The sequence below is a fragment of the Pseudomonas sp. NUPR-002 genome (genome assembly GCF_056322725.1).
Genome location: NZ_CM150476.1, coordinates 1,174,882 through 1,198,789, shown reverse-complemented (window position 1 = coordinate 1,198,789; position 23,908 = coordinate 1,174,882). Strand labels below are relative to the sequence as shown.

The 23,908-nt window shown below is 60.9% G+C and carries 22 protein-coding genes; 13 read left to right on the top strand and 9 right to left on the bottom strand.

The genetic code is table 11. The features are described 5' to 3' along the window. Positions 1 to 80: 80 nt before the first annotated feature. Complete coding sequence (locus tag ACVWSC_RS05590; RefSeq protein ID WP_442112423.1) at positions 81 to 1,010, top strand: LysR substrate-binding domain-containing protein; 930 nt, start codon at positions 81 to 83, stop codon at positions 1,008 to 1,010. A gap of 41 nt (positions 1,011 to 1,051) precedes the next feature. Here ACVWSC_RS05590 and ACVWSC_RS05585 read toward each other — a convergent pair whose 3' ends face one another. Continuing rightward, the gene (locus tag ACVWSC_RS05585; protein ID WP_442112422.1) at positions 1,052 to 1,666 is read right to left on the bottom strand and encodes an NAD(P)-dependent oxidoreductase; all 615 of its coding nucleotides are present in this window, start codon (positions 1,664 to 1,666) and stop codon (positions 1,052 to 1,054) included. A gap of 30 nt (positions 1,667 to 1,696) precedes the next feature. Beyond that, positions 1,697 to 2,581 (bottom strand): MBL fold metallo-hydrolase, encoded by an 885-nt coding sequence (locus ACVWSC_RS05580; protein ID WP_442112421.1) that lies wholly within the window; start codon positions 2,579 to 2,581, stop codon positions 1,697 to 1,699. Between the two features lie 105 nt (positions 2,582 to 2,686). On the opposite strand from ACVWSC_RS05580, the gene ACVWSC_RS05575 reads away from it, so the two are divergent. From ACVWSC_RS05575 to ACVWSC_RS05565, 3 genes are all read left to right on the top strand, one after another. Next, complete coding sequence (locus ACVWSC_RS05575; RefSeq protein ID WP_442112420.1) at positions 2,687 to 3,595, top strand: LysR family transcriptional regulator; 909 nt, start codon at positions 2,687 to 2,689, stop codon at positions 3,593 to 3,595. 70 nt (positions 3,596 to 3,665) lie between these two features. Further along, positions 3,666 to 3,839 carry a hypothetical protein gene (locus ACVWSC_RS05570; RefSeq protein ID WP_442112419.1) on the top strand — a complete coding sequence of 58 codons (174 nt, stop codon included), beginning with the start codon at positions 3,666 to 3,668 and terminating at the stop codon, positions 3,837 to 3,839. A 185-nt stretch (positions 3,840 to 4,024) separates the two neighbouring features. Next, entirely contained in the window at positions 4,025 to 5,428 is a 1,404-nt protein-coding gene (locus ACVWSC_RS05565; RefSeq protein WP_442114259.1) for an MDR family MFS transporter, read from the top strand. 50 nt (positions 5,429 to 5,478) lie between these two features. On the opposite strand, the gene ACVWSC_RS05560 is transcribed toward ACVWSC_RS05565, so the two are convergent. After that, the gene (locus tag ACVWSC_RS05560; RefSeq protein WP_442112418.1) at positions 5,479 to 6,111 is read right to left on the bottom strand and encodes a TetR family transcriptional regulator; all 633 of its coding nucleotides are present in this window, start codon (positions 6,109 to 6,111) and stop codon (positions 5,479 to 5,481) included. 262 nt (positions 6,112 to 6,373) lie between these two features. Between ACVWSC_RS05560 and ACVWSC_RS05555 the strand changes: the two genes are divergently transcribed. The 4 genes from ACVWSC_RS05555 to ACVWSC_RS05540 all read left to right on the top strand — a co-directional run bounded on the left by ACVWSC_RS05555 (position 6,374) and on the right by ACVWSC_RS05540 (position 13,695). Then, positions 6,374 to 7,525: an efflux RND transporter periplasmic adaptor subunit gene (locus ACVWSC_RS05555; RefSeq protein ID WP_442112417.1), complete on the top strand. Its 1,152-nt coding sequence runs from the start codon at positions 6,374 to 6,376 to the stop codon at positions 7,523 to 7,525. Positions 7,526 to 7,528: 3 nt separating this feature from the next. Continuing rightward, the gene (locus tag ACVWSC_RS05550) at positions 7,529 to 10,681 is read left to right on the top strand and encodes an efflux RND transporter permease subunit (RefSeq protein ID WP_442112416.1); all 3,153 of its coding nucleotides are present in this window, start codon (positions 7,529 to 7,531) and stop codon (positions 10,679 to 10,681) included. Further along, positions 10,678 to 12,132, top strand: coding sequence for an AdeC/AdeK/OprM family multidrug efflux complex outer membrane factor (locus tag ACVWSC_RS05545; RefSeq protein ID WP_442112415.1), 1,455 nt, complete (start codon positions 10,678 to 10,680; stop codon positions 12,130 to 12,132). Before ACVWSC_RS05550 ends, ACVWSC_RS05545 begins: the two co-directional genes overlap by 4 nt. Before the next feature lie 309 nt (positions 12,133 to 12,441). Next, positions 12,442 to 13,695: an OprD family porin gene (locus ACVWSC_RS05540; protein WP_442112414.1), complete on the top strand. Its 1,254-nt coding sequence runs from the start codon at positions 12,442 to 12,444 to the stop codon at positions 13,693 to 13,695. A 66-nt stretch (positions 13,696 to 13,761) separates the two neighbouring features. Here ACVWSC_RS05540 and ACVWSC_RS05535 read toward each other — a convergent pair whose 3' ends face one another. Beyond that, entirely contained in the window at positions 13,762 to 14,661 is a 900-nt protein-coding gene (locus ACVWSC_RS05535; RefSeq protein ID WP_442112413.1) for a TauD/TfdA dioxygenase family protein, read from the bottom strand. Between the two features lie 181 nt (positions 14,662 to 14,842). Between ACVWSC_RS05535 and ACVWSC_RS05530 the strand changes: the two genes are divergently transcribed. Beyond that, complete coding sequence (locus ACVWSC_RS05530) at positions 14,843 to 15,769, top strand: LysR family transcriptional regulator (protein ID WP_442112412.1); 927 nt, start codon at positions 14,843 to 14,845, stop codon at positions 15,767 to 15,769. On the opposite strand, the gene ACVWSC_RS05525 is transcribed toward ACVWSC_RS05530, so the two are convergent. After that, entirely contained in the window at positions 15,726 to 16,772 is a 1,047-nt protein-coding gene (locus tag ACVWSC_RS05525; RefSeq protein ID WP_442112411.1) for an ABC transporter substrate-binding protein, read from the bottom strand. The genes ACVWSC_RS05530 and ACVWSC_RS05525 overlap by 44 nt on opposite strands. Positions 16,773 to 17,050: 278 nt before the next feature. On the opposite strand from ACVWSC_RS05525, the gene ACVWSC_RS05520 reads away from it, so the two are divergent. From ACVWSC_RS05520 to ACVWSC_RS05510, 3 genes are read left to right on the top strand one after another with little or no spacing between them, the layout of a single operon-like run. Further along, positions 17,051 to 18,646 (top strand): ABC transporter permease, encoded by a 1,596-nt coding sequence (locus ACVWSC_RS05520; RefSeq protein ID WP_442112410.1) that lies wholly within the window; start codon positions 17,051 to 17,053, stop codon positions 18,644 to 18,646. Next, a complete protein-coding gene (locus ACVWSC_RS05515) occupies positions 18,643 to 19,467 on the top strand; it encodes an ABC transporter ATP-binding protein (RefSeq protein WP_442112409.1) in 825 nt (274 codons plus the stop codon). Before ACVWSC_RS05520 ends, ACVWSC_RS05515 begins: the two co-directional genes overlap by 4 nt. A 9-nt stretch (positions 19,468 to 19,476) precedes the next feature. After that, positions 19,477 to 21,078, top strand: coding sequence for an arylsulfatase (locus tag ACVWSC_RS05510; protein WP_442112408.1), 1,602 nt, complete (start codon positions 19,477 to 19,479; stop codon positions 21,076 to 21,078). Here ACVWSC_RS05510 and ACVWSC_RS05505 read toward each other — a convergent pair. Beyond that, positions 21,050 to 21,757 carry a Crp/Fnr family transcriptional regulator gene (locus ACVWSC_RS05505; RefSeq protein WP_442112407.1) on the bottom strand — a complete coding sequence of 236 codons (708 nt, stop codon included), beginning with the start codon at positions 21,755 to 21,757 and terminating at the stop codon, positions 21,050 to 21,052. The two genes, ACVWSC_RS05510 and ACVWSC_RS05505, sit on opposite strands and share 29 nt — an antisense overlap. A 90-nt stretch (positions 21,758 to 21,847) precedes the next feature. Between ACVWSC_RS05505 and ACVWSC_RS05500 the strand changes: the two genes are divergently transcribed. Further along, complete coding sequence (locus ACVWSC_RS05500) at positions 21,848 to 22,372, top strand: Mpo1 family 2-hydroxy fatty acid dioxygenase (RefSeq protein ID WP_442112406.1); 525 nt, start codon at positions 21,848 to 21,850, stop codon at positions 22,370 to 22,372. Positions 22,373 to 22,519: 147 nt separating this feature from the next. Here the strand turns inward: ACVWSC_RS05500 and ACVWSC_RS05495 are convergent, their stop codons facing one another. The 3 genes from ACVWSC_RS05495 to pcaC form a co-directional block, all read right to left on the bottom strand. Then, entirely contained in the window at positions 22,520 to 22,801 is a 282-nt protein-coding gene (locus tag ACVWSC_RS05495; protein WP_442112405.1) for a DUF3077 domain-containing protein, read from the bottom strand. A gap of 62 nt (positions 22,802 to 22,863) precedes the next feature. Beyond that, positions 22,864 to 23,091 (bottom strand): hypothetical protein, encoded by a 228-nt coding sequence (locus ACVWSC_RS05490; protein ID WP_442112404.1) that lies wholly within the window; start codon positions 23,089 to 23,091, stop codon positions 22,864 to 22,866. A 417-nt stretch (positions 23,092 to 23,508) separates the two neighbouring features. After that, the gene (gene pcaC, locus ACVWSC_RS05485; protein WP_442112403.1) at positions 23,509 to 23,901 is read right to left on the bottom strand and encodes a 4-carboxymuconolactone decarboxylase; all 393 of its coding nucleotides are present in this window, start codon (positions 23,899 to 23,901) and stop codon (positions 23,509 to 23,511) included. Positions 23,902 to 23,908: the final 7 nt, after the last annotated feature.

Below are 23,908 nucleotides of genomic sequence, written 5' to 3'. Positions count from 1 at the left end.
TTATTGGACCGCCGCCTCGCTACCGGCACAATGCAAAAAAGCTCATACTAGGCATGTCTACAGATCATGGCTTGAGCCCAATGAAACGCCTGCCGCCGCTACCCGCCTTGTACACGTTCCTGGTCACCGCGCAGTGCTGCAACTTCACCCGCGCGGCGCAACTGCTGCACATCACCCAAGGGGCGGTGAGCCGACAGATTGCCGGGCTTGAGGATCACCTGGGCTACCCGCTGTTCCTGCGCCAGGCCCGTGGTTTGAGCCTGACCCGCGAAGGACAGGACTGGCTACCGCGGGTGCAGCAGGTATTTGCCGTGATTGAAGAAGGCGTGCAGCAGGTCGGTGCGCGCAGCGCCACCTTGCAACTCAAGGCGCCCACCTGCGTGATGCGCTGGCTGCTTCCGCGTTTGATGGAGTGGCAAGCGTTGCGCCCGGATGTCCCGGTAGAACTGACCACCACCGTTCAGCACGGTGTGGACTTTCGCCGCGAAGTGTTCGATGCCGCCGTGGTGTATGGCGCAGCGCCGAATCATGGATTACAGACGCTCAAGCTGTTTGATGAGCAACTGACGCCGGTGTGTGCACCGCAACTGCTGGCCGGCCCGGTGCCGCTGCGGGAGCTTGCGGATCTGGAGCAACACATGCTGCTGCACCCGACCCGTGACCAGCTCGACTGGAGTGCCTGGCTCAGTGCCGCTGGTGCCAGTCTGCCGCGTCAAGGCAAGAGCCAGCATTTCGAGACCCTGGACATGGCCATGTCCATGGCGTCGCAAGGCACGGGTGTGGCGATTGGTGATTGGTCGTTGATTGGCGATGATCTGAGCTGTGGGCGTCTGGTTACGCCCTTTCCGCTCAAGGTCAGAACCGGTCAGGCTTATTACCTGGTCTGGCCGCAGGGTTCAGGTTCAGCGCCATTGCAGGCGTTGCTCACCTGGCTGCAAGAGCGCGCTGCCGGTAGGAGCAACTGTCTTGCACCACCTGTGGGAGCGGGCTTGCCCCGCGATACGCTGTGACTGACAGAACGCTATCGCGGGGCAAGCCCGCTCCTACAGGGTCAATAGCCGACGGTGAAACGTTGGCGCGAGTGGGCGGGGTTTTCCACTTCATCGAGCATGGCGATGGCGTAGTCGGCAAAGGTGATCCAGCTCTTGCCATCGGCTCCGATCAACAGGTGATCCTTACCCGTCTGGTAACGCCCGCTGCGCGCCCCTTCAACAAATTCGGCCGACGGTGACAGGAATGTCCAGTCCAGTGTTTTTTCCTGGCGCAAGGTGTCGAGGTAATGCCCACCGGCGCTGGCCTCTGCCTTGTAGGCTTCAGGAAAGTCCGGACTGTCGATCACCTTGTGCCCGGACGGCAACAGCAGGCTGCCCGCGCCACCGACCACCAACAAGCGTTTGACCCCAGCACGCTTGACCGGCTCGATAATGGCCTCGGGCTTGATGCCGGAAAAGTGCGCAGCACTGAGCACCACGTCGTGCCCCTGCAGTGCCCGCTCAAGCGCAAACGCATCCGTGACATCCAGCGCCACCGGGGTCACCCCTTCACGGCCACTCAGTGACGCCGGGTTACGAGCAATGGCCGTCACGCGGTGGCCACGACGCAGCGCCTCTTCCAGCAACTGGCTTCCGGCACGGCCGGTTGCTCCGATAATTGCGATCTTGCTCATGGAAAACCTCCAGTCAGGATTGAATGTCACTTACCACTTCATCTCGCCCTTGGCGACCTTGGCACTGAGCTCAAGCGAACTCTCTTCACCCAGGTCCGGGTAGCGTTTTTTCATCGCCGCAATCAGCTCGGCAGCGTTGCCAGTGCGGGCGCTTTCCTGGTCGAAAGCGCGAATGTAGTCCGCCGTAAAACGTACCGCTGCAAGCGATTCGCCAGGCTGGCCGAGGTAATGGCCCGGCACCACAATCTGCGGTTTCAGCGCTTCGATGCGCTGCAGCGTGGTCAGCCAATCGCGGTGTGATTGCGCTGTTTGCGTGTCGGCCATCCATACGTGCAGGTTGTTCGCGACCACCACACCGCCCACCACGGCCCGGATGGAAGGAATCCAGACAAAGCTGCGGTCAGGTTGCGGGCCATCGAGGCCTACGACTTCAAGGGTCTGGCCTTCAAGTTTCAGCAGATTACCTTCAAGCACCTGCGGGACCATCAGTTTCGACGGCTTGTCCGCGCCCATCTGCGGCCCCCAGAAAGCCAGCTTGGCGTCCATGGTCTGCTTGATATGGGCAACCGTGGCGGCAGAGGCCACGACCTTGGCACCAGGGTAAGCGTCAGTCAGGGTGTGCAGGCCGAAGTAATAATCCGGATCGCCATGGCTGATATAGATGGTGGTCAGTTGCTTGCCGCTGGCACGCAGCTTGGCCAGCACCTGTTCAGCCTGGCCTTTGCCAAACTGAGCATCGACCAGTATTGCCTCGTGCTCGCCGCTGACAATCACCGAACTCACCGGAAACAAGGCGTTGCTACCCGGGTTGTAGACATCCAGGTGCAGTGCTTGCTCGGCAGCCTGCGCCTGAGTCAGCGCAGCCAGTGTGGCGAAGGCCAATAGCAAGCGGCGCAGGGAGAATGAACGACGCATCAAGGCAGTTCCTGTGACAGAGGGTGTGCGCAACAGCTTAGTTGCGCGAACCCGTACAAAAAATGCGATGCTTGGCATTAGTTTGTTTCTGAAATCGGGCAAATCATGGATCGTCTGAGCGCAATGCGCGTCTTCGTCAGTGTCGTTGACCTCGGCAGCCAATCGGCGGCGGCCGAGCATCTGGACCTGTCGCGCCCGGTGGTGTCACGTTATCTGGCCGAACTGGAAGATTGGGTAGGTGCACGCTTGATGCAACGCACCACCCGGCGCCTGAGCCTGACGGCGGCGGGCCAGGAGACACTGACACGCTGCCGCCAGCTGCTGGAGTTGGCCGATGACCTGCGGGTGGCCGTGCGTGCGCCGGATGAGGCGCCACGCGGTGAACTGCGCATCAGCGTCAGCACTTCGTTTGGTCAGGCGCAGTTGATCGATGCCATTGCCGCGTACGTGCAGCGCTACCCTGGCGTGAAGATCGACCTGCAGATGCTCGATCGCACCGTCAACCTGGTGGATGAGCGCATCGACCTGGCCATTCGTACCAGCAACGACCTGGATCCGAACCTCATCGCCCGCCGCCTGAGCGTGTGCCGCTCGGTGATCTGCGCCTCCCCCGCCTACTTGCGTGAACACCCCACCCCCTTGCAGGTTGAGGACTTGGCGCAGCATAACTGCCTGACCCACTCTTATTTTGGCCGCAATCTCTGGCACTTCGAGGTCGCCGGCCAATCGCTCTCGGTGCCGGTGCAGGGCAGCATCAGCGCCAACGAAGCCATGACCCTGCAACGCGCAGCATTGGCCGGCGCCGGAATCGCCATGCTGCCGACCTATCAGGCCGCCGCAGCCCTGCGCAGCGGCGAGTTGATACGCCTGCTGCCCCAAGCCAAGCCGCAAGAGCTCAATCTCAACGCGGTGTACACCTCACGCAAACACATGCCGGCCACCTTACGCAGCATGCTCGACTTTCTGGCCGAACGCTTCACCACCGAGCCGGAATGGGACCGTGGCCTGGACTAGCAAGCACGCCGGACAAAGCTGACCTATGCTTTTAATAGCACCTGTGTACAGCTTGAAAGGGGTAAGCATTATGAGCCTCAAATCCAGACGATGTGCGGTGGTCTTCGCCATTGCTGCTGTGTTCGGGTTATATGGCACCGCTGCCTATCGGGTCGAACAAGCCCGCCATCAGCCGTATTCAGCCGCCAGTTGCAGCCTGGCTCATTGCGTGCCGCACACCGCCACCCTGAGCGCGCTGAGGTAAGCATCAATCCCGTGGGCAATGCTGCGGTCTAATTAAATGACGCAGACGCTTAGCAAGCTATCGAGTACACTGACCAGCACTTGCTTCTGCAGCCTACCCCTGCGGAATAACCCTGCCCTTCGAGCTGGCCAGTGACGCAACTCAATACTCCGCAACCGGTCCTGCGCAGCGTGTTGGTTGCGCTGATGCTGGCGATTTTCCTCGGTGCCCTCGATCAGACGATCGTCGCCGTATCGATGCCAGCGATTTCCGCCCAATTCAATGATGTTGGCCTGCTGGCCTGGGTCATCTCCGGCTACATGGTCGCGATGACCGTGGCGGTGCCGATCTACGGCAAACTGGGCGATCTGTACGGCAGGCGCCGGATGATCCTCACCGGCACCGCGCTGTTCACCGTGGCGTCGCTGTTCTGCGCACTGGCACAGAACATGGAGCAACTGGTGCTGGCGCGGGTACTCCAGGGCATCGGTGCGGGCGGCATGGTCTCGGTCAGTCAGGCGATCATTGGTGACTTTGTGCCACCGCGTGAACGCGGTCGCTATCAGGGTTACTTCAGCAGCATGTATGCCCTGGCCAGCGTGGCCGGTCCGGTGCTGGGCGGTTACCTCACTGAATATTTGTCCTGGCGCTGGGTGTTCTGGCTGAACCTGCCCCTGGGGCTGACCGCCTGGTGGGTGACCCGCCGCGCGCTGCGTACGCTGGTGGTGCCGCAACATCGGGCGCAGGTCGATTACCTCGGTGCGGCGCTGTTGATTTTCGGTTTGAGCAGCCTGTTGCTGGGTATCACCCTGATCGGCCAGGGGCACCCCTGGTATTCTTCCCAAGTCAGCGTCTTGCTGGGCTGTGCATTGGTGGGGCTGGTGATTTTTGTCCTGCATGAGCGCCGCGCCGCGGAGCCCTTGCTGCCGCTCAAGCTGTTTGCCAACCGGGTCGCAACCCTGTGCTGGTGCACGCTGTTCTTCACCAGTTTCCAGGCGATTTCCCTGACCATGCTGATGCCGTTGCGTTACCAGAGCATCACCGGCGCCGGGGCCGACAGCGCTGCGTTGCACTTGCTGCCACTGGCCATCGGTTTACCGATCGGCGCCTACTGCGGTGGCCGCCTGACCAGTTTCACCGGGCGCTACAAGCCACAGATTCTCGCCGGTGCGCTGCTGATGCCCTTTACCATTGTCGGCATGGCCTTCACTGCGCCGCAGTCGGTCTGGCTCAGCGGGCTGTTCATGATCCTCACTGGAATCGCCTCGGGCCTGCAGTTTCCGACCTCACTGGTTGCCACCCAGAGCGCCGTGGAACCCAAGGATATCGGAGTCGCCACCAGCACCAGCAACCTGTTCCGCTCACTGGGCGGCGCGATGGGCGTTGCGTGCATGTCGGCGCTGCTACTGGCGATGCTGCAGCACGGTGACCTGAGCCAGAACGCCGACGCTCTGCTCGGCAGCCTCAAGGCCGGGGAGCCGAGTGCGCAGGCGCAAGCACAATTGCTTGATACCTTCCGCAACTTGCTCCTGGGCAGTGCGATGGTGTCGCTGTTTGGTCTGACGGCCGCGCTCGCCCTGCCAGATAGGCAACTGCGCGGCCGTATGTAGGCAGTTTCAGAAGGCTATGGAAACAATTCATCACAAACCTTCACAAAGTCTCATTTGCGCAAGGCCGGGCTCAAGCGCAGCATATCCAGCCCGGTATCGACCCAACGCTCGGCATCACCCAACAGATCGAAGCTTTCCGGCAACAGCAACCAGCGGCGAATCAGGCCGTCTATATAGGCAAAGATCGCCAGCGCCGCACGCTCGGGATCGACATCCGCAGGCAATTGCCCACGCTTGACTGCATTGCCCAGTGACAACGCGATATTGGCATGACATTCCACCGTCGAGGTTTGCCGCTGCTGGCGGATCTCGCACATATCATCGGTGAACTCGCATTTATGATGCAGAATTTCATTGATACGACGGGTTTTCGGATCAAGCACCAACTGGTGCATCAGCTGGACCAACAGTTTGCGCGTGCAGCCGAGCGGATCAATTTCATCTTCGCTTTCGCTGGCCCGGGCCAAGGCATCCAGCGGTTCGCGCAGGCTTTCGAGCATGGCCTCGACCAGCTCGGCCTTGTCGTTGAAGTGCCAGTAGATAGCACCGCGGGTAACCCCCGCCAGCTTGGCGATATCCGCCAGGGTAGTACGCGCTACCCCGCGCTTATAGAAGGCCTTTTCCGCCGCTTCGAGAATCTGGGCGCGGGTTTCCTGGGCTTCTTCTTTGGTTCGACGGACCATGGCAGTACGACCTCATCAAAACCCAGATGCATTCGTAAGCACCTGGGAGCTGAGCCGGATCAACCTTTAACAAGTTGTTACCAGCGATAGTAGATTCTAGGCTTGCGGCGGCCTGGAGCATCGCCTGCAAGGTATTTACAAACAACCATGAATGTAAGTATATTCCTTAGCAAGCTATTTATCCACTCGACAACATTTTTTCTATTCGCACCCTTTCCATTTATTCTTGAGCGTCTTCAGCTCTTGCGACCCGAGGATCTTCATGCAATTCAAGCCCGCTGTTACCGCTCTGGTATCCGCCGTCGCCCTGGCAACACTGCTCAGCGGCTGTAAAAAGGAAGAGGCAGCGCCTGTTGCGCAAGCTCCTCAGGTCGGCGTCGTTACCCTGCAAACCCAGGCCTACACCCTGACTTCCGAGCTGCCGGGACGCACCACTGCCTACCGCATTGCCGAAGTTCGCCCACAGGTCAACGGCATCATTCTCAAGCGCCTGTTCAAAGAAGGCACTGAGGTCAAGGAAGGTCAGCAGCTGTACCAGATCGATCCGTCGGTGTACGAAGCGACCCTGGCCAGCGCCCAGGCGAACCTGCAGTCGACCCGTTCGCTGTCTGAGCGTTACAAGCAGCTGGTCGCCGAACAAGCGGTGAGCCGTCAGGAATACGACGACGCGCAAGCCAAACGTTTGCAGGCTGAAGCAGCCCTGCGCAGCGCCCAGATCGACCTGCGTTACACCAAGGTCCTGGCCCCGCTGAGCGGCCGTATCGGACGCTCCTCGGTCACCGAAGGCGCCCTGGTCAACAATGGCCAGGCCGATGCCATGGCGGTGATTCAACAACTGGACCCGATCTACGTTGACGTTACCCAGTCCTCGGCTGAACTGCTGAAACTGCGCCGTGAACTGGAAAGCGGTCAGCTGCAGAAGGTCGGCGACAATTCCGCCAAGGTCACCCTGACCCTCGAAGATGGCAGCACCTACCGCCAGGAAGGTCGCCTGGAATTCTCCGAAGTGTCGGTTGACCCGACCACCGGTTCCGTCACCCTGCGTGCCGTATTCCCCAACCCTGAGCACAACTTGCTGCCGGGCATGTTCGTCCACGCCCGCCTGAAAGCCGGGGTCAACGCCCAGGCGATCCTCGCGCCACAGCAAGGCGTTACCCGTGACCTCAAGGGCCAGCCGACCGCGCTGGTGGTCGACAAGGACAACAAGGTCGAACTGCGCCAGCTCAAGGCCAGCCGTACCGTCGGCAATGAATGGCTGATCGAAGAAGGCCTGAACGCCGGTGACCGGGTGATTACCGAAGGCCTGCAGTACGTCAAGCCGGGCATCGAGGTCAAAGTCAGCGAAGCCACCAACGTCAAGCCTGCTCAGCCAACCCAGGCCAATGCACAGTCTGCAGGGGCCAAAGGGGAGTAAACCATGTCGAGATTCTTTATCGATCGCCCGATTTTTGCCTGGGTGATCGCCTTGGTGATCATGTTGGTCGGCGCTTTGTCGATCCTCAAGTTGCCAATCAACCAGTACCCGAGCATCGCACCGCCGGCCATCGCCATTGCCGTAACCTACCCGGGCGCCTCGGCGCAGACCGTGCAGGACACCGTGGTCCAGGTGATCGAGCAGCAGCTCAACGGTATCGACAACCTGCGTTATGTCTCGTCGGAAAGTAACTCCGACGGCACCATGACCATCACCGCGACCTTCGAACAGGGGACCAACCCCGATACCGCGCAGGTCCAGGTGCAGAACAAGCTGAACCTGGCGACCCCGCTGCTGCCGCAAGAAGTACAGCAGCAAGGTATCCGGGTAACCAAGGCAGTGAAGAACTTCCTGCTGGTAATCGGCCTGGTGTCTGAAGACGGCAGCATGACCAAGGACGACTTGGCCAACTACATCGTTTCCAACATGCAGGACCCGATCTCGCGTACCGCGGGTGTCGGTGACTTCCAGGTGTTCGGTGCCCAGTACGCGATGCGTATCTGGCTCGACCCGGCCAAGCTGAACAAGTACCAACTGACCCCGATCGACGTGCGTACCGCTGTGGCGGCACAGAACGTACAGATTTCCTCCGGTCAGCTCGGTGGCCTACCTGCCCTGCCCGGCCAGCAACTGAACGCCACGATCATCGGCAAGACCCGTCTGCAGACCGCCGAGCAGTTCGAAAAGATCTTGCTCAAGGTTAACCGCGACGGCTCCCAGGTACGTCTGAAAGACGTCGCCGAAGTTGGCCTTGGTGGTGAGAACTATGCGGTCAGCGCCCAGTTCAACGGCAAGCCGGCCTCGGGTCTGGCGGTCAAGCTGGCAACCGGTGCCAACGCCCTGGACACTGCCAAAGCACTGCGCAAGACCATCAGCGAACTGGAGCCGTTCTTCCCGGAAGGCATGAAGGCGGTATTCCCGTATGACACCACGCCCGTGGTGACCGAATCGATCAGCGGGGTGATCCACACCCTGATCGAAGCGATCGTGCTGGTGTTCCTGGTGATGTACCTGTTCCTGCAGAACTTCCGCGCCACCATCATCACCACCATGACCGTACCGGTGGTATTGCTGGGTACCTTCGGTATCCTGGCCGCTGCAGGCTTCAGCATCAACACCCTGACCATGTTCGGCATGGTGCTGGCCATCGGCTTGCTTGTAGACGATGCCATCGTTGTGGTGGAAAACGTTGAGCGGGTGATGTCCGAAGAGGGCCTGTCACCCAAAGAAGCGACCAAGAAGTCCATGGGCCAGATCCAGGGCGCGCTGGTTGGTATCGCCATGGTGCTCTCGGCGGTACTGCTGCCAATGGCGTTCTTCGGTGGCTCCACCGGGGTGATCTACAAACAGTTCTCGATCACCATCGTATCGGCCATGGCGCTGTCGGTCGTGGTCGCCCTGATCTTCACCCCGGCACTGTGCGCAACCATGCTCAAGCCGATTGCCAAGGGTGAGCATCATGTTGCCAAACGTGGCTTCTTCGGCTGGTTCAACCGCAACTTCGACCGCAGCGTTCAGAGCTACGAGCGTGGCGTGGGCAACATCCTGCGCAACAAGGCACCGTACCTGCTGGCCTACCTGCTGATCATGGTCGGTATGGTCTGGCTGTTCATGCGTATCCCTACCGCCTTCCTTCCTGAGGAAGACCAGGGCGTACTGTTCGCCCAGGTGCAAACCCCTGCCGGCTCCAGTGCCGAGCGGACCCAGGTAGTGATCGATGAAATGCGCAGCTACCTGCTGGACAAAGAAGCCGATACCGTTGCCTCGGTGTTCACCGTAAACGGCTTCAACTTCGCCGGTCGCGGGCAGAGCTCGGGTATGGCCTTCATCATGCTCAAGCCGTGGGAAGAGCGTTCCGCCGAGAACAACGTGTTCAACCTGGCGGCACGTGCCCAGCAGCACTTCTTCAGCTTCCGCGACGCGATGGTGTTCGCCTTTGCCCCGCCTGCGGTACTGGAGTTGGGTAACGCCACCGGTTTCGACGTGTTCCTGCAAGACCGTGCCGGCGTCGGCCACGACAAGCTGATGGAAGCGCGTAACCAGTTCCTCGGCATGGCCGCGCAGAGCAAGATCCTCTCGGCAGTACGTCCGAACGGTCTGAACGATGAACCGCAATACCAGTTGACCGTCGATGACGAGCGCGCCAGTGCCTTGGGTGTGACCATCGCCGACATCAACAACACCCTGTCGATTGCCCTGGGTGCCAGCTACGTCAACGACTTCATCGACCGCGGTCGGGTCAAGAAGGTGTACATCCAGGGTGAGTCCGCATCGCGCATGAACCCGGAAGACCTGCAGAAGTGGTACGTGCGCAACAGTGTCGGTGAAATGGTGCCGTTCTCTTCCTTCGCCAAAGGCGAGTGGATCTACGGTGCACCGAAGCTGTCGCGTTACAACGGTGTCGAGGCCATGGAAATTCTCGGTGCGCCAGCCCCTGGCTACAGTACCGGTGAAGCCATGCTCGAGGTCGAGCGCATTGCGGCCCAACTGCCAAAAGGTATCGGTTACTCCTGGACCGGTCTGTCGTACGAGGAGCGCCTGTCGGGTTCCCAGGCGCCAGCGCTGTACGCCTTGTCGCTGCTGATGGTGTTCCTGTGTCTGGCCGCGCTGTATGAAAGCTGGTCGATTCCGATCGCGGTCATGCTCGTGGTACCGCTGGGGATCATCGGTGCGCTGCTGGCTACCAGCCTGCGTGGTCTGTCCAACGACGTGTACTTCCAGGTCGGTTTGTTGACGACCATTGGTCTGGCGGCGAAGAACGCGATTCTGATCGTCGAATTTGCCAAGGAACTGCATGAACAAGGCCGTAGCCTGGTCGATGCGGCGATTGAAGCGTGCCGGATGCGTCTGCGCCCGATCATCATGACCTCGCTGGCGTTCATCCTCGGCGTGGTACCGTTGGCTATCTCTACCGGTGCCGGCTCGGGTAGCCAGCACGCGATCGGTACCGGGGTAATCGGCGGCATGCTGACGGCCACCGTACTGGCGATCTTCTGGGTACCGCTGTTCTTCGTTAGCGTGTCGTCGATGTTCAGTAGCAAGAAAACTGAAGAAGACTTCACCCCTGAAACCCCACGCAATGAGGCCGGGCAATGAGTAAGTCCCTGTTATCTTTGGCGGTCACCGCTTTCATTCTAGGCGGCTGCTCGCTGATTCCTGACTACCAGACCCCGGAATCGCCGGTGGCTGCGCAGTGGCCGCAAGGCCCTGCCTATTCGCCGACCGAGTCGGCGGATGTCGCCGCTGCCGAGCAGGGCTGGCGTCAGTTTTTCCATGACCCGGCGCTGCAGCAGTTGATCCAGGTCTCGCTGCTCAACAACCGCGACCTCAAGGTCGCGGCGTTGAACATCGACGCCTACCGGGCGCAATACCGCATCCAGCGTGCTGACCTGTTCCCGGCGGTCACCGCCGATGGCAGCGGCAACCGTCAACGTCTGCCGGCCAATATGTCGCAGAGCGGTGAAGCCGGTATCAACAGCACCTACTCGGCCACCCTCGGCGTGAGTGCCTATGAACTCGACCTGTTTGGCCGGGTGCGCAGCCTCACCGAGCAACAGCTGGAAATCTACCTGTCCAGTGAAGAAGCCCGGCGCTCGACCCAGATTGCTCTGGTCGCCAGCGTTGCCAACGCTTACTTCACCTGGCAGGCCGACCAGGACCTGCTCAAGCTGACCGAAGAAACGCTGAAAACCTATGAGCAAAGCTATGCGCTGACCTTGCGCAGCAATGAAGTCGGTGTGGCTTCTGCGCTGGACCTGAGCCAGGCGCGCACTTCGGTTGAAGGCGCCCGAGTCAAACTGGCCCAGTACCAACGCCTGGTTGCTCAGGACCTGAACAGCCTGGCGGTATTGCTCGGTACCGGTGTGCCGACCAACCTGCCAGCAGCCAAGGACCTGAACAGCGAGCTGCTGGCCAAGGTGCCAGCGGGCCTGCCGTCGGATCTGCTGCAGCGCCGGCCTGACATCCAGGAAGCCGAACACCTGCTCAAGGCCGCCAATGCCAACATTGGCGCCGCCCGTGCAGCGTTCTTCCCGAGCATCAGCCTGACCGCCAACGCCGGTACCATCAGCCCGGACATGAGCGGACTGTTCAGCGGTGGCTCGGGTACCTGGTTGTTCCAGCCGCAGATCAGCCTGCCGATCTTCAACGCCGGTGCCCTGCGTGCCAGCCTCGATTACTCGAAGATCCAGAAAGACATCAACGTCGCCAAGTACGAGAAAACCATTCAGGTTGCCTTCCAGGAAGTCTCCGATGGCCTCGCCGCACGCCAGACCTTCAACGATCAGTTGAAAGCCCAGCGTGATCTGGTCTCCGCCAACGAGGACTACTACCGTCTGGCCGAGCGTCGTTACCGTATCGGTGTCGACAGCAACCTGACATTCCTCGACGCTCAGCGTCAGTTGTTCAACAGCCAGCAGGCGTTGATCACTGATCGCCTGTCGCAGCTGGTCAGCGAGGTCAACCTGTACAAGGCCCTCGGTGGCGGCTGGTACGAGCAGACCGGGCAGGCACAGCAACAAGCTTCGGTTGACGCGTCGAAGAGCTGACGCTGACTTGAGGCTTACAAACCCACCCTTGCGGTGGGTTTTTTTATGCTTCGCGGGGCAAGCCCGCTCCCACCGATTGTAGTGATCGCCAGTGGGAGCGGGCTTGCCCCGCGAAAACAAACTAACCATTCAGTTAACGTTCGATTACCGCCCAATACCGCCTGTAACGAATTGATTCACCCCCGCCCGCCCCCGCACCATTCCCTCGCAGCCTTAACAAAGCACACCCCAAAAGACTGATACCCGGCCTGAGACCTCTGAATGTCGCAGCGGATGGTTTCGGCTTGAATAAAAACAAGAGACACACACATGATCACTCCCGCACCCGCACGGCACCTGCTTTCCGGCCTGTTGGCCATGACCTTCACCTTGCCGGCCCTGGCCAGCGAAAGCGGCTTTGTCGAAGACGCCAAGGTCAACCTCAACCTGCGCAACTTCTACATCAATCGCAACTTCGTCGACCCCGCCTACCCACAAGGCAAGGGCGAGGAATGGACCCAAAGCTTCATCCTCGATGCTCGCTCCGGATTCACCCAAGGCGTGGTCGGCTTCGGCGTCGATGTGTTGGGGCTGTACTCGATCAAACTCGATGGCGGCAAGGGCACGGCGGGCACTCACTTGCTGCCGGTGCATGATGACGGCCGCCCCGCCGATGATTTCGGCCGCCTGGGCGTGGCGTTGAAAGCCAAGCTGTCGAACACCGAACTGAAAGTGGGTGAATGGATGCCGGTGTTGCCGATCTTGCGCGCGGACGATGGCCGCTCGTTGCCGCAAACCTTTCGCGGCGGCCAGATCACGTCACAGGAAATCAGCGGCCTGACCCTGTATGCCGGGCAGTTCCGCGGCAACAGCCCGCGCAATGACGCGAGCATGGAAGACATGTCGATGAACGGCAAAGCGGCCTTCACGTCCGACCGTTTCAACTTTGCTGGTGGTGAATACAGCTTCAACGAAAAACGCACCCTGATTGGCCTGTGGAATGCCGAGCTCAACGACATCTACAGCCAGCAATACCTCAACCTGGTGCACAGCCAGCCGCTGGGTGACTGGACGCTGGGTGCCAACCTCGGCTACTTCATCGGCAAGGAAGACGGCGCAGCACGGGCCGGTGACCTGGACAACCGCACCGCCTCGGCACTGCTCTTCGCCAAATATGGCAGCAGCACGTTCTATGTCGGCCTGCAAAAAGTCAGCGGCGACGATGGCTGGATGCGGGTCAATGGCACCAGCGGCGGCACCCTGGCCAACGACAGCTACAACTCCAGCTTCGACAACGCCAAAGAACGCTCCTGGCAACTGCGCCACGACTTCAACTTTGCTGGGGTCGGCGTTCCCGGCCTGACTCTGATGAACCGCTACATCAGCGGCGATAACGTGCACACCGCCACTGTCAGCGATGGCGAAGAGTGGGCACGCGAAACGGAACTGGCTTATGTGATTCAGTCCGGAAGCCTGAAAAACCTGTCGGTCAAATGGCGCAACTCGACCATGCGTCGCGACTACAGCAGCAATGCCTTCGACGAGAATCGCCTGATCATCAGTTACCCGATCGGTATTCTCTGAATCGGCCCCGCGATGCGATATGGCTGACAGATCGCGATCGCGGGGCAAGCCCGCTCCTACACAGCGTCAGGCGCCGCGCACAGTGCGGCTGCGCTGGCCAAGCACGCCCACCGGCACATCGCCTTGCAGTGTCACTCGGCGCACCACGCGGTTCTGGGTGCCATAGTCATCCACCGCATAGTGCTGAGTGGCGCGGTTGTCCCAGATCGCTACGTCACCGGCCTGCCAGCGCCAGCGCACGGTGTTCTCCAGACGCGTGACATGGCTCTGCAGGAGGTTGAACAGGTGTGTGGAGTCAAACTGCGAGTAGCCTTTCAAGCGCTTGACGAAATGGCCGAGCAGCAAGTTCTTTTCGCCGCTGACCGGGTGTACACGCACCACCGGATGCTCGGTTTCATACACCGTCGAGGTAAAGATACGACGGTAGCTTTCCTGCTGCTCGGCGCTGACATTCGGCTTTGCCCCGGCGTAGTCGTACTCGTTGCTGTGCACCGCCCACAGTTGATCGGCCAGGGCCTGCAGTTCTGCGGGAAGGTCCCGGTAAGCCGCCGCGGTATTGGCCCAGACCGTATCACCGCCTGACGCTGGCGCCACCACCGAGCGCAGAATCGAAGCCTTGGGATAGGCATCGACGAAGGTCACGTCGGTGTGCCAGGAGTTGGCCCGCCGCTCGCTGTCGAGTTCGAGCAGAAAACGCGTGCCTTCGCGAACCGGCACGGTCGGGTGCGCGATCGGTTCACCCAGCAGATGGGCAAAGGCTTCCTGGCCCTGATCGTCGAGCTGATGCTGAGCGCGGAAGAAGATCACTTTGTGCTCAACCAGTGCGGCCTGAATGGCTTCGATCACCGCCGGTTCAAGGTCGGCGCTCAACTGTACGCCACGGATCTCGGCGCCGATGCGTCCGGCCACCGGGTGGATGTCCAGCACGTGGCTGACGGGTGCTACGGCGTGTGCGGCATTGCTCATGGTACGACCCTCATCTGGCTGCTCTCGGAAAAAGCCAATGAGGCACTTGCGCTATCTATATGCAAATAAGCTCTAATAAATATTCAAGCGCTTCATTGACGGAATAAGAGCTTGCATTTAAAACCTGAGCCTTCGTGGCGGCAAATACCTTCGCCGTATTTTTGGAATGCCGGGAAAGCATATGGATCTTCGCCAACTGCGTTACTTCATCGCCCTTACCGAACACCGCAGTTTTGTCCGTGCAGCGGACGCCATGGGCATCACCCAACCGGCCTTCAGCCGCAGCATTCAGGGCCTGGAACAGGAGTTCGGCTGCGTGTTGGTCGACCGTGGCAACAAGGACCTGCGCCCCACGCCCGAAGGCCAGGTGGTGTTGCAGCACGCCTTGCGCCTGGTACAGGGTGCGGCACAGTTGAGCTGTGAAGTCCTGCAGATGACCAAGCTCGATGCCGGCGAACTGCACTTCGGCTGCGGGCCGGCGCCTGCCGTGCAGTTGGTGCCTCAAGCGCTGAGTGTGTTTCTCAAGGCGCACCCGAATGTGCGCACCCGCCTTGAAGTGGATAGCTGGGAGAAACTCAGCCGGGCATTGAACCGTGAGGAGATTGAATTCTTCATCGCCGACGTGCGCCAGTTCGAGGCCGACCCGAACTTCCAGACCCTGCCCTTGAGCCCGCGCCGAGGCCTGTTTTTCTGCCGCCCCGGGCATCCGCTGCTGGCCAAGGACAGCCTGTCGACCAACGATATGTTCGATTACCCCCTGGCCACCACGCTGATACCGCCTGGGGTGCGCAAGCTGTTGGCAAACCTCAGCGGCAAGACTGATTTCACCCCGCAGTTGCTGACGGAGCACTTGCCGACCCTGGTGAGCCTGGTGCTCGACAGCGATGCCATCGGCATCGGCACCGAGGAAGCGTTTGCCAAGGAGATCCAGCAGGGCCGTCTGGTGCGCTTGCACTGGCGCAATCTGCCGGCCCAGGTCGACAGTCTCAATGCCCGCTGCGGCATTGTCAGCCGCAGCGGTTATCGCCTGTCTCCGGCAGCCCGGGAAATGATCGATACGCTGATCAGCCTCGATCAGCAGCCTGCGCGACAGGCACTGGCTGGCTAGCCTGTGGCGCCAGCCACTGGCTGACCTTGAACGGCTTACGGATCAGGCGCTGCGCGGCCGCCAGGTCGACCGAGGCCTGAAGCTGGTCGAGGAAAGGTTGGTCGAGGCTGGAACGGAAGGTCTGTTCAAGCAATTCATCCTGCAAATCACGTTGCAGGATTACCGGCGGATAGCTCGCCAATTCCGAGACCAACTGGATGTAGGCTTCCTTGTTGTTCTCATCGCTGAGCCACTGCACCGCCTGCTGCTGAGCCGCCAGCAGGCGCTGCACCAGCTCAGGATGGGCGTCGACAAACGCACCGGAACCGACCAGCACCGCCTGAATGCTACCGGCGCCGCCCAGGTCACGGGTGTTCAGTGGCAACTCGGCCAGGCCACGTGCCTGCAACGCTGTCAGCCCGGACAGCCCCCAGGTGGCGTCAATCTGCTTCGCTGCCAACGCAGCGATGGAGGCGTTGAAGTCGAGGTTGATGATTTTCAGATCCTTCTCACTCAAACCCTGGCTGGCCAGCGCGGCATCGAACGACAGCTGGCTGGCAGTGCCGCGGAAGATCGCCACGCGTTTGCCCTTCAGATCCTGCAACGACTGGATGCCGCTGCCCGGCGCGACGCCCAGGTAGTGCTTGATGCCGCGTCCGGTCGCGGCCAGCAAGCGCGTGTCCACGCCATTGGCCTTACCGATGATTGCTGCCAGATCGCCGAGGTAGGCGAAATCGACCTGGCCGTTGGCAAACGCCTCGTTGATCACCGGCCCGGCGCCTTTGAAGTAATTCCACTGAATCTTGATGCCGTCGGCCGCGAAGGCTTTTTCCAGCAATTGCTGATTGCGCAATACATCGCTGACACCGCCACCGGAGTTTTTCGGCCCGGCACTCAGGTCAGGCACAGCGATGCGGATTTCCCGCACCGGATTGGCCTCGGCCAGCGGCGGAAGCCAACCGACTACGGCGGCCAGGGCGGGGGCGGCAAACAGACTGAACACACGGTTGATAGACAGGTTCATGGCGGGCGACTCCTTGTAGTGATGGCGCCACGCTAACCACATCCTGGAACGCAAAATAAATACTAATAAATTACATTTTAAAAACTTTAAAGAATAAGCAAGCAGCCACGGGGCTCGCGCAAGCGATGCCTCAAGCACAAGAAAAATATGCGCCGAATGCATTGGATACAGCGCCAGCGGCCTGCTTTAAATGCTTTCTCTTATCACCTATTCGAATTTATTTTTTAAAAAATATACCGGAAAGGAATATAGAAATAGCCAATCCAAGGAGCTCTGCCATGGCCCAAGCATCACTTCCCAGCCTGCCTCTGGCCCGGCCCACAGGTCGCCTGCGCGCAGTGGCCACACGCTCCCAGAGCCACCTGCTGGCCTGGTACCTGCCCTTGGCACTGGCACTGTTGTGGTGGCTGGCCAGTGCAAACCTGTGGATGAGCGAACAGATACTGCCAGCCCCCAGCCTGGTCTGGCACAGCGCGCTGGAACTGGCCCACGGCGAGCTGTGGATGCACCTGGGCATCAGCCTGCAGCGATTGCTGGTCGGGCTGTTGGTCGGGGTCGCCAGTGGTGCCCTGCTCGGCGCCTGGCTAGGCTTCAGCCGGCGTGCCGAACGCTTGATCCTGCCGACCTTCAATGCCCTGGCGCAGATCCCGACCTTGGCTTGGGTGCCGTTGTTCATGGTGCTGTTCGGCATCGGCGAACTGCTCAAGCTGGTGGTGCTGGTCAAGGCCATCATCGTTCCGGTCACCCTGCACACACTGGTCGGCGTACGGGATGCCCAACCCCGCCTGCGCGAAGCGGCCACGGTACTCAAACTCCCCCAGCGCTTGCTGATCACCCGGCTGATCCTGCCGGCCGCGTTGCCCGCCTTTCTGGCCGGTGTCCGCCTGGCCCTGGCCACCGGCTGGTCGTCATTGCTGGCGGTTGAATTGCTCGCGTCCAGTGAGGGCATCGGCTACCTGATGGTCTGGGCCCGGCAGTTGTTCATGCTCGATATCGTCTTTGTCTGCATCGCCGTTATCGGCCTGTTCGGTTTTGCCATGGACCGTAGCCTGGGCTGGCTGGAACAGCGCCTGGTGCACTGGCCACACCCGGCCGGCGCCGAGCTTCGCGTCCATCGCTTGCAGGGCATCGAACGCTTTCAGGCGTTGCTGCTCCCCCTCGCGCTGCTGGCCGCCTGGCAACTGGCCAGCCAGTTGCAATGGGTGGATGCCAATATTCTGGTGGCGCCTGTGCAGGTATTGAGCACCGCCTGGAGCGGTTTGCTCGACGGCTCGCTGACCACCGCGCTGGCAATCAGCGTTGGGCGTGCACTGGCGGGTTTGCTGCTGGGTGGCGGCCTGGGTTTCGCCCTGGGGTTGTGGTTGGGGCTGTCGCAGCCTGCCGAGCGCCTGCTCGGGCCGACCCTGGCGGCGCTGCGGCAGATTGCGATCTTTGCCTGGGTACCGCTGCTCACCGCCTGGTTCGGCCTGGGTGAGCTGGCCAAGTGGGTGTTTGTCGGCCTGGCCGCGTTCTTTGCTCTGTTCATCGCGACCCAGCGCAGCGTTGCCAACCGCTCGCCACAACTGGATGAAGCCGCACGGGTGTTGCACCTGAACCTGCGCCAACGCTTGCTGCGCCTGGTACTGCCCGGCGCCGCCCCGGGGATTTTCGCCGGCCTGCGGGTGGGGCTGATCTACGCCTGGCTGGGCACCATCGGCGCCGAATACTTCATGCCCTCCGGCGGTGGCATCGGCAGCCTGATGATTGGCGCCCAGCAGTTGCTGCGCATGGACCTGATCATGGCCGGGATGCTGCTGGTCGGCCTCACCGGGGCGCTGCTCGGCGCCCTTGGACAACACATCGAATCACGCGCCACACGCTGGAGAAGAGCATGAACGCCATCGCCCATCCTTTGGTCAGTTTCAACCACGTCGGCAAACACTTCGCGGTGGCCGGTGGTCAGCTGGAAGCCATTCGCGACTTCAACCTGCAGATTGCCGAGGGCGAGTTCGTCGCCATTGTCGGCGCCAGCGGCTGTGGCAAGTCCACCTTACTGCGCTTGCTGATCGGCCTGGACAACGACTTTCAGGGCCAGATCCTGATCGATGGCCAGCCGGTATCGAGCATTGGTCTTGAACGCGGCATGGTGTTCCAGGAACACCGCCTGTTCCCTTGGCTGACGGTGCAGGAAAACATCGCCCTGGGCCTGGTCAATCAGCCATTGCCTGACAGTACGCGGGCCCAGCGGGTTGCCGAATACATCGCCCTGGTCGGCCTGCAAGATTTCAGTCAGGCCTACCCGCACCAGCTCTCCGGCGGTATGGCCCAACGTGTGGCGATTGCCCGCGGCTTGGTGGCCAGCCCACGCATTCTGCTGCTCGATGAGCCGTTCGGGGCCCTCGATGCGCTGACCCGGCAACAGATGCAGGAGGAGTTGCTGGCCATCCGCGAACGCGCGCGCATTACCACCTTGCTGGTGACCCACGATGTGGAAGAAGCGCTGTTTCTGGCTGACCGCGTGGTAGTGCTGGAGCCCCGCCCCGGGCGGATCAAGCGCATCAATACGGTTGCTCTGGCGCACCCCCGTCAGCGTTCCAGCCACGATTTCCATCGCCTGCGTGAAGCGTTGCTGCACGACCTGACCGCCGACGATCGTTACCTGCCGCCCGTACCGGCGCAGATCAACAACCTCCCGCTGTCCTACCTTGCCTACTGAGAGCCGCACATGAGCCAACGCCCCAACTTTCTGGTCATCGTTGCCGACGACCTGGGATTCTCCGACCTCGGCGCCTTCGGCGGTGAGATTGCCACCCCCAACCTCGATGCCCTGGCCACTGCCGGCCTGCGCCTGACCGACTTTCACACCGCGCCGACCTGCTCGCCGACCCGTTCCATGCTGCTCACCGGCACCGACCACCATATCGCCGGGATCGGCACCATGGCCGAGGCCCTGACCCCGGAGCTGATCGGCAAACCCGGCTACGAGGGCTACCTCAATGACCGCGTCGTAGCGCTGCCGGAACTGCTGCGCGAAGCTGGCTACCAGACCCTGATGAGTGGCAAATGGCACTTGGGCCTGAAGGCTGAGCTGGCGCCGCATGCCCGTGGTTTCGAGCGCTCCTTTGCCCTGTTGCCAGGAGCTGCCAACCACTACGGTTTCGAGCCGACCTACGACGAACAGACCCCACGCCTGCTCAAGTCCACCCCTGCGCTGTACATCGAAGACCAGACCTTCGTTGAACAGTTACCTGAAGGTTTCTACTCATCCGATGCCTTTGGCGACAAGCTGCTGCACTACCTCAAGGAGCGTGATCAGAGCCGGCCGTTCTTCGCCTACCTGCCCTTCTCTGCCCCCCACTGGCCATTGCAGGCACCGGCTGAAGTCGTTGCACGCTACAAGGGCCGCTACGACGCCGGGCCGGAAGTGCTGCGCCAGGAGCGTCTGGAGAAACTGCGTGAACTGGGCCTGATCAAAAGCGAAACCCGCGCACACCCGGTCGACAACCACTGGGAAAGCCTTACGCCAGAGCAGCGGCAACGTTCGGCGCGTTCCATGGAGGTGTACGCCGCCATGGTTGAGCGCATGGACTGGAACATCGGCCGGATTCTCGATTACCTGCGCAACCAAGGTCAGTTGGACAACACCCTGGTGCTGTTCATGTCCGACAACGGTGCCGAAGGCGCGCTGCTGGAAGCCTTCCCCAAGTTCGGCCCGCACCTGGCCAGCTACCTCGACCAGCATTACGACAACAGCCTGGACAACATCGGCCGGGCCAACTCCTACGTCTGGTACGGCCCGCAGTGGGCACAGGCCGCCACCGCACCGTCGCGGCTGTTCAAGGCGTTTACCAGCGAAGGTGGTATTCGCGTACCGGCGCTGCTGCACTACCCGGCCCTGGCGCGCCAGGGGCAGATCAGTCACCAGTTCAGCACGGTGATGGATATCACCCCGACCCTGCTCGACCTGGCCGGTGTTCGACACCCTGGCACCCGCTGGCGCGGGCGCGATGTCGCGGCGCTGCGTGGCAAGTCGTGGCTGGGTTACTTGTCGGGCGAGACCGAACAGGTGCATGACGACAACACCGTCACCGGTTGGGAGTTGTTTGGCCGCCGCGCGATTCGCCAGGGCCAGTGGAAGGCAGTGTACATCCCTGGCCCCGTCGGCCCGGCCACCTGGCAATTGTATGACCTGGCCAACGACCCGGGAGAAATCGACGACCTGGCCCAGGCACAACCGGCCAAGCTGCAAGCGCTGTTGGCTGAATGGCAAAAATACGTCGAGGAAACCGGAGTGATCCTCAGCGAGTCGCCATTCCAGCCGGACTAGCCACCGCGTGCAGGCGGGCGAGGTCGAGAATTTCGATCTCGCCATAGCCCAAACGCAATGCACCTTGTTGTTGCAGCGACTTGAGGACCTGATTGGTGGTTTGCCGCGACAGCGACAGCATCAATGCCAGTTGCTCTTGCGACAGCTGCAGCACACGGCGACTGCCATCGACCTCGCCATAACCTGCAGCCATCTGCAGCAATCGATGGGCGACCCGCGGAGCGGCCGCCATCAGGCTCTGCTGCTCCAGCGCGACGAACACCCAACGCAATTTCTGGCTCATCAACAGCGCGAAGTCACGCCAGTGCTGCGGGTGTTGTGCCAACAGCGCCAGCAGCGCTGCCTGCGGTATCCACAGTAGGCTGACTACGCCTTCAGCCTGCGCATCATGGGTGCGCGGCTGACCATCGAACAGGCTGATTTCACCGAACCAGTGCGGGGCTTCCACCAGAGTCAGCAAGGCTTCCTTGCCTTCACTGCTGACCGCACCGACCCGCATGCTGCCCGCCAGCACCGCATACAAACCGCAGGGCGCATCGCCGCGCTGGAACAACAATTGCCCCGGCGCCAGCTCGCGGCGTTTGGCCAGGCCCATCAGGCTATGCTGAAGGGATAAAGGCAGGTGCTGGAACCAGTGGCCTTGAAGCAGGGTTTCGCGCCAGACGGGATCGATATTCATAACGCCTCGAAGGTCAACTCTGTCGGCTAGCCGACAGACAGCCGCAACAGCTGCAGGGCATGCTCATGCCACCCTACAGGAGGAACAATAATGAAAAACCTGGTCGAACACCTCAGTCAATACGCAGCCTACCACCGTGACCCGCGCAACATCGCCACCCACTTCGTTGGCATCCCGATGATTGTGCTCGCGGTAACCGTGCTGTTGTCACGCCCCGGCACAGAAATGGCGGGGATGTGGCTGTCGCCTGCGCTGCTGGTGGCCCTGTGGGCGGGCTGGTTCTACCTGCGCCTGGACCAACAGTTCGGGCTGATCATGGCACTGCTGCTGGGCTTGTGCCTGTGGGCCGGGCAAGCGCTGGCGCAGCAGAGCACGCTGGTCTGGTTGAGCGCCGGGCTGGGGTTGTTTGTGGTCGGCTGGGCGATCCAGTTTGTCGGCCATTACTACGAGGGGCGCAAACCGGCGTTTGTCGATGACCTGAGCGGCTTGATCGTCGGGCCGTTGTTCGTGGTGGCGGAATTGGGCTTTTTGCTGGGAATGCGGCCGGAGCTGAAGCAGGCCATTGAACGCAATGCAGGTCCGGTGGCGGTCAGGCAGAAGAAGGCGGCGGTGTGAATGAGTGAATAGATCGCGGGTGTACAACCGCAGACATCCGCTACTCTGTAAACCGGAGACATGGTTTACACATTTTTGGCTCAGACGCGGTTCTCGCCGCGTCCCAGCCTACCTAAGGGATAAGTACACAGATACAGTTCCCAAGTGTCACCGGTTCCAAGGCGCTTGCACCATGCCATGCGCTACGTCTTCAACCAGCGCTTTGGCCATGCCGCTCAGGTAGTGAGCGGCCAAAACCATGGCTTCATCCTGCTCGAACAACACATGCTGGGTCAGTTTGCTCACACAGCCCATCAGCAAAGCCGCTTGCTCCATCACAAACTGCGCATCGTGCCCTGCCTCCACCCGGAACAGCCGTTCAGTACGGCTTTCGTGCTCGCCTTCACCAAACATACCGACACCAGTTGTTTTAAAACCTTCTTCGCTCATTTGTTGCACTCCGGGCATACACGAAGCGGCCAGCCTTGCCGCAGCAAGGCTGGCGCTCAAACTCAGTGCTGTGACTGAACCTTGCTCAACGCCAGTTCTACCAAGCGGTGGGCGTTGTCGATTTCGTGCAGGGCGGCGAGGCTCAATGCCTGGCAAGAGGCGCTGGAGTGAAGCAGGACTGTTTGATGCGACACAGTTAATGCGCACACAAGGTATTCGGAGATCTGGACGAGTATGTCTTCGAGGGTGTGGTAAGTGTTTGCAGGTGGATCAGGGACTATCTTGAGCATGCGAACCTCTAGAGTCAGTGAGGCTGCTACAGACCTGCTGTCAAACAAGAAGGTGGCAGCTGTACGCGGGTTGACAGACCGAGGACTCTAGAACTCGGCGCACACAAGGTGCCCCACGTACAACCGCCATAACGCGTGCACGTGCTCTAGAGATCTGAGTCAGCCTGTCAAAGCCGATCGTTGATAACCAACGACTGGGTGACACTAGAGCGGTATTGGTGCCATCGCAACCAACTTCGCGCGGCAAAAGTATGCTTGGGAAATGGACTACATGGAATCGGGAAATTCCGACAGATTTACGGTTTTTCATCGGGCCGCGCGATTGCGGTTTGTCAGCCATATCGTATCGCGGGGCAAGCCCGCTCCCACAGCGGTAGGTGAGCATTCTGTGGGAGCGGGCTTGCCCCGCGATTGAGGCTACACCCGCGACTCAACCCCCAACTCATCCCACACCGACTCGGCCAGGTGGAAGGTGGCATTGGCCGCCGGAATACCGCAGTAGATCGCGCTCTGCATCAGCACTTCCTTGATCTCTTCGCGGGTCACGCCATTGCTGGCAGCGGCACGCAAATGCAGCTTGAGCTCTTCATTGCGGTTCATGCCGATCAGCATGGCGATGGTGATCAGGCTGCGGGTGTGCCGTGGCAACCCCGGGCGGGTCCAGATATCACCCCAGGCGTGGCGGGTGATCATTTCCTGGAACTCGCTGTTGAAGTCGGTCAGGTTATTGAGGCTGCGGTCGACATGAGCATCGCCCAGCACCGCACGACGCACCTTCATGCCTTCTTCGTAACGTTGTTTTTCGTCCACGAACGGT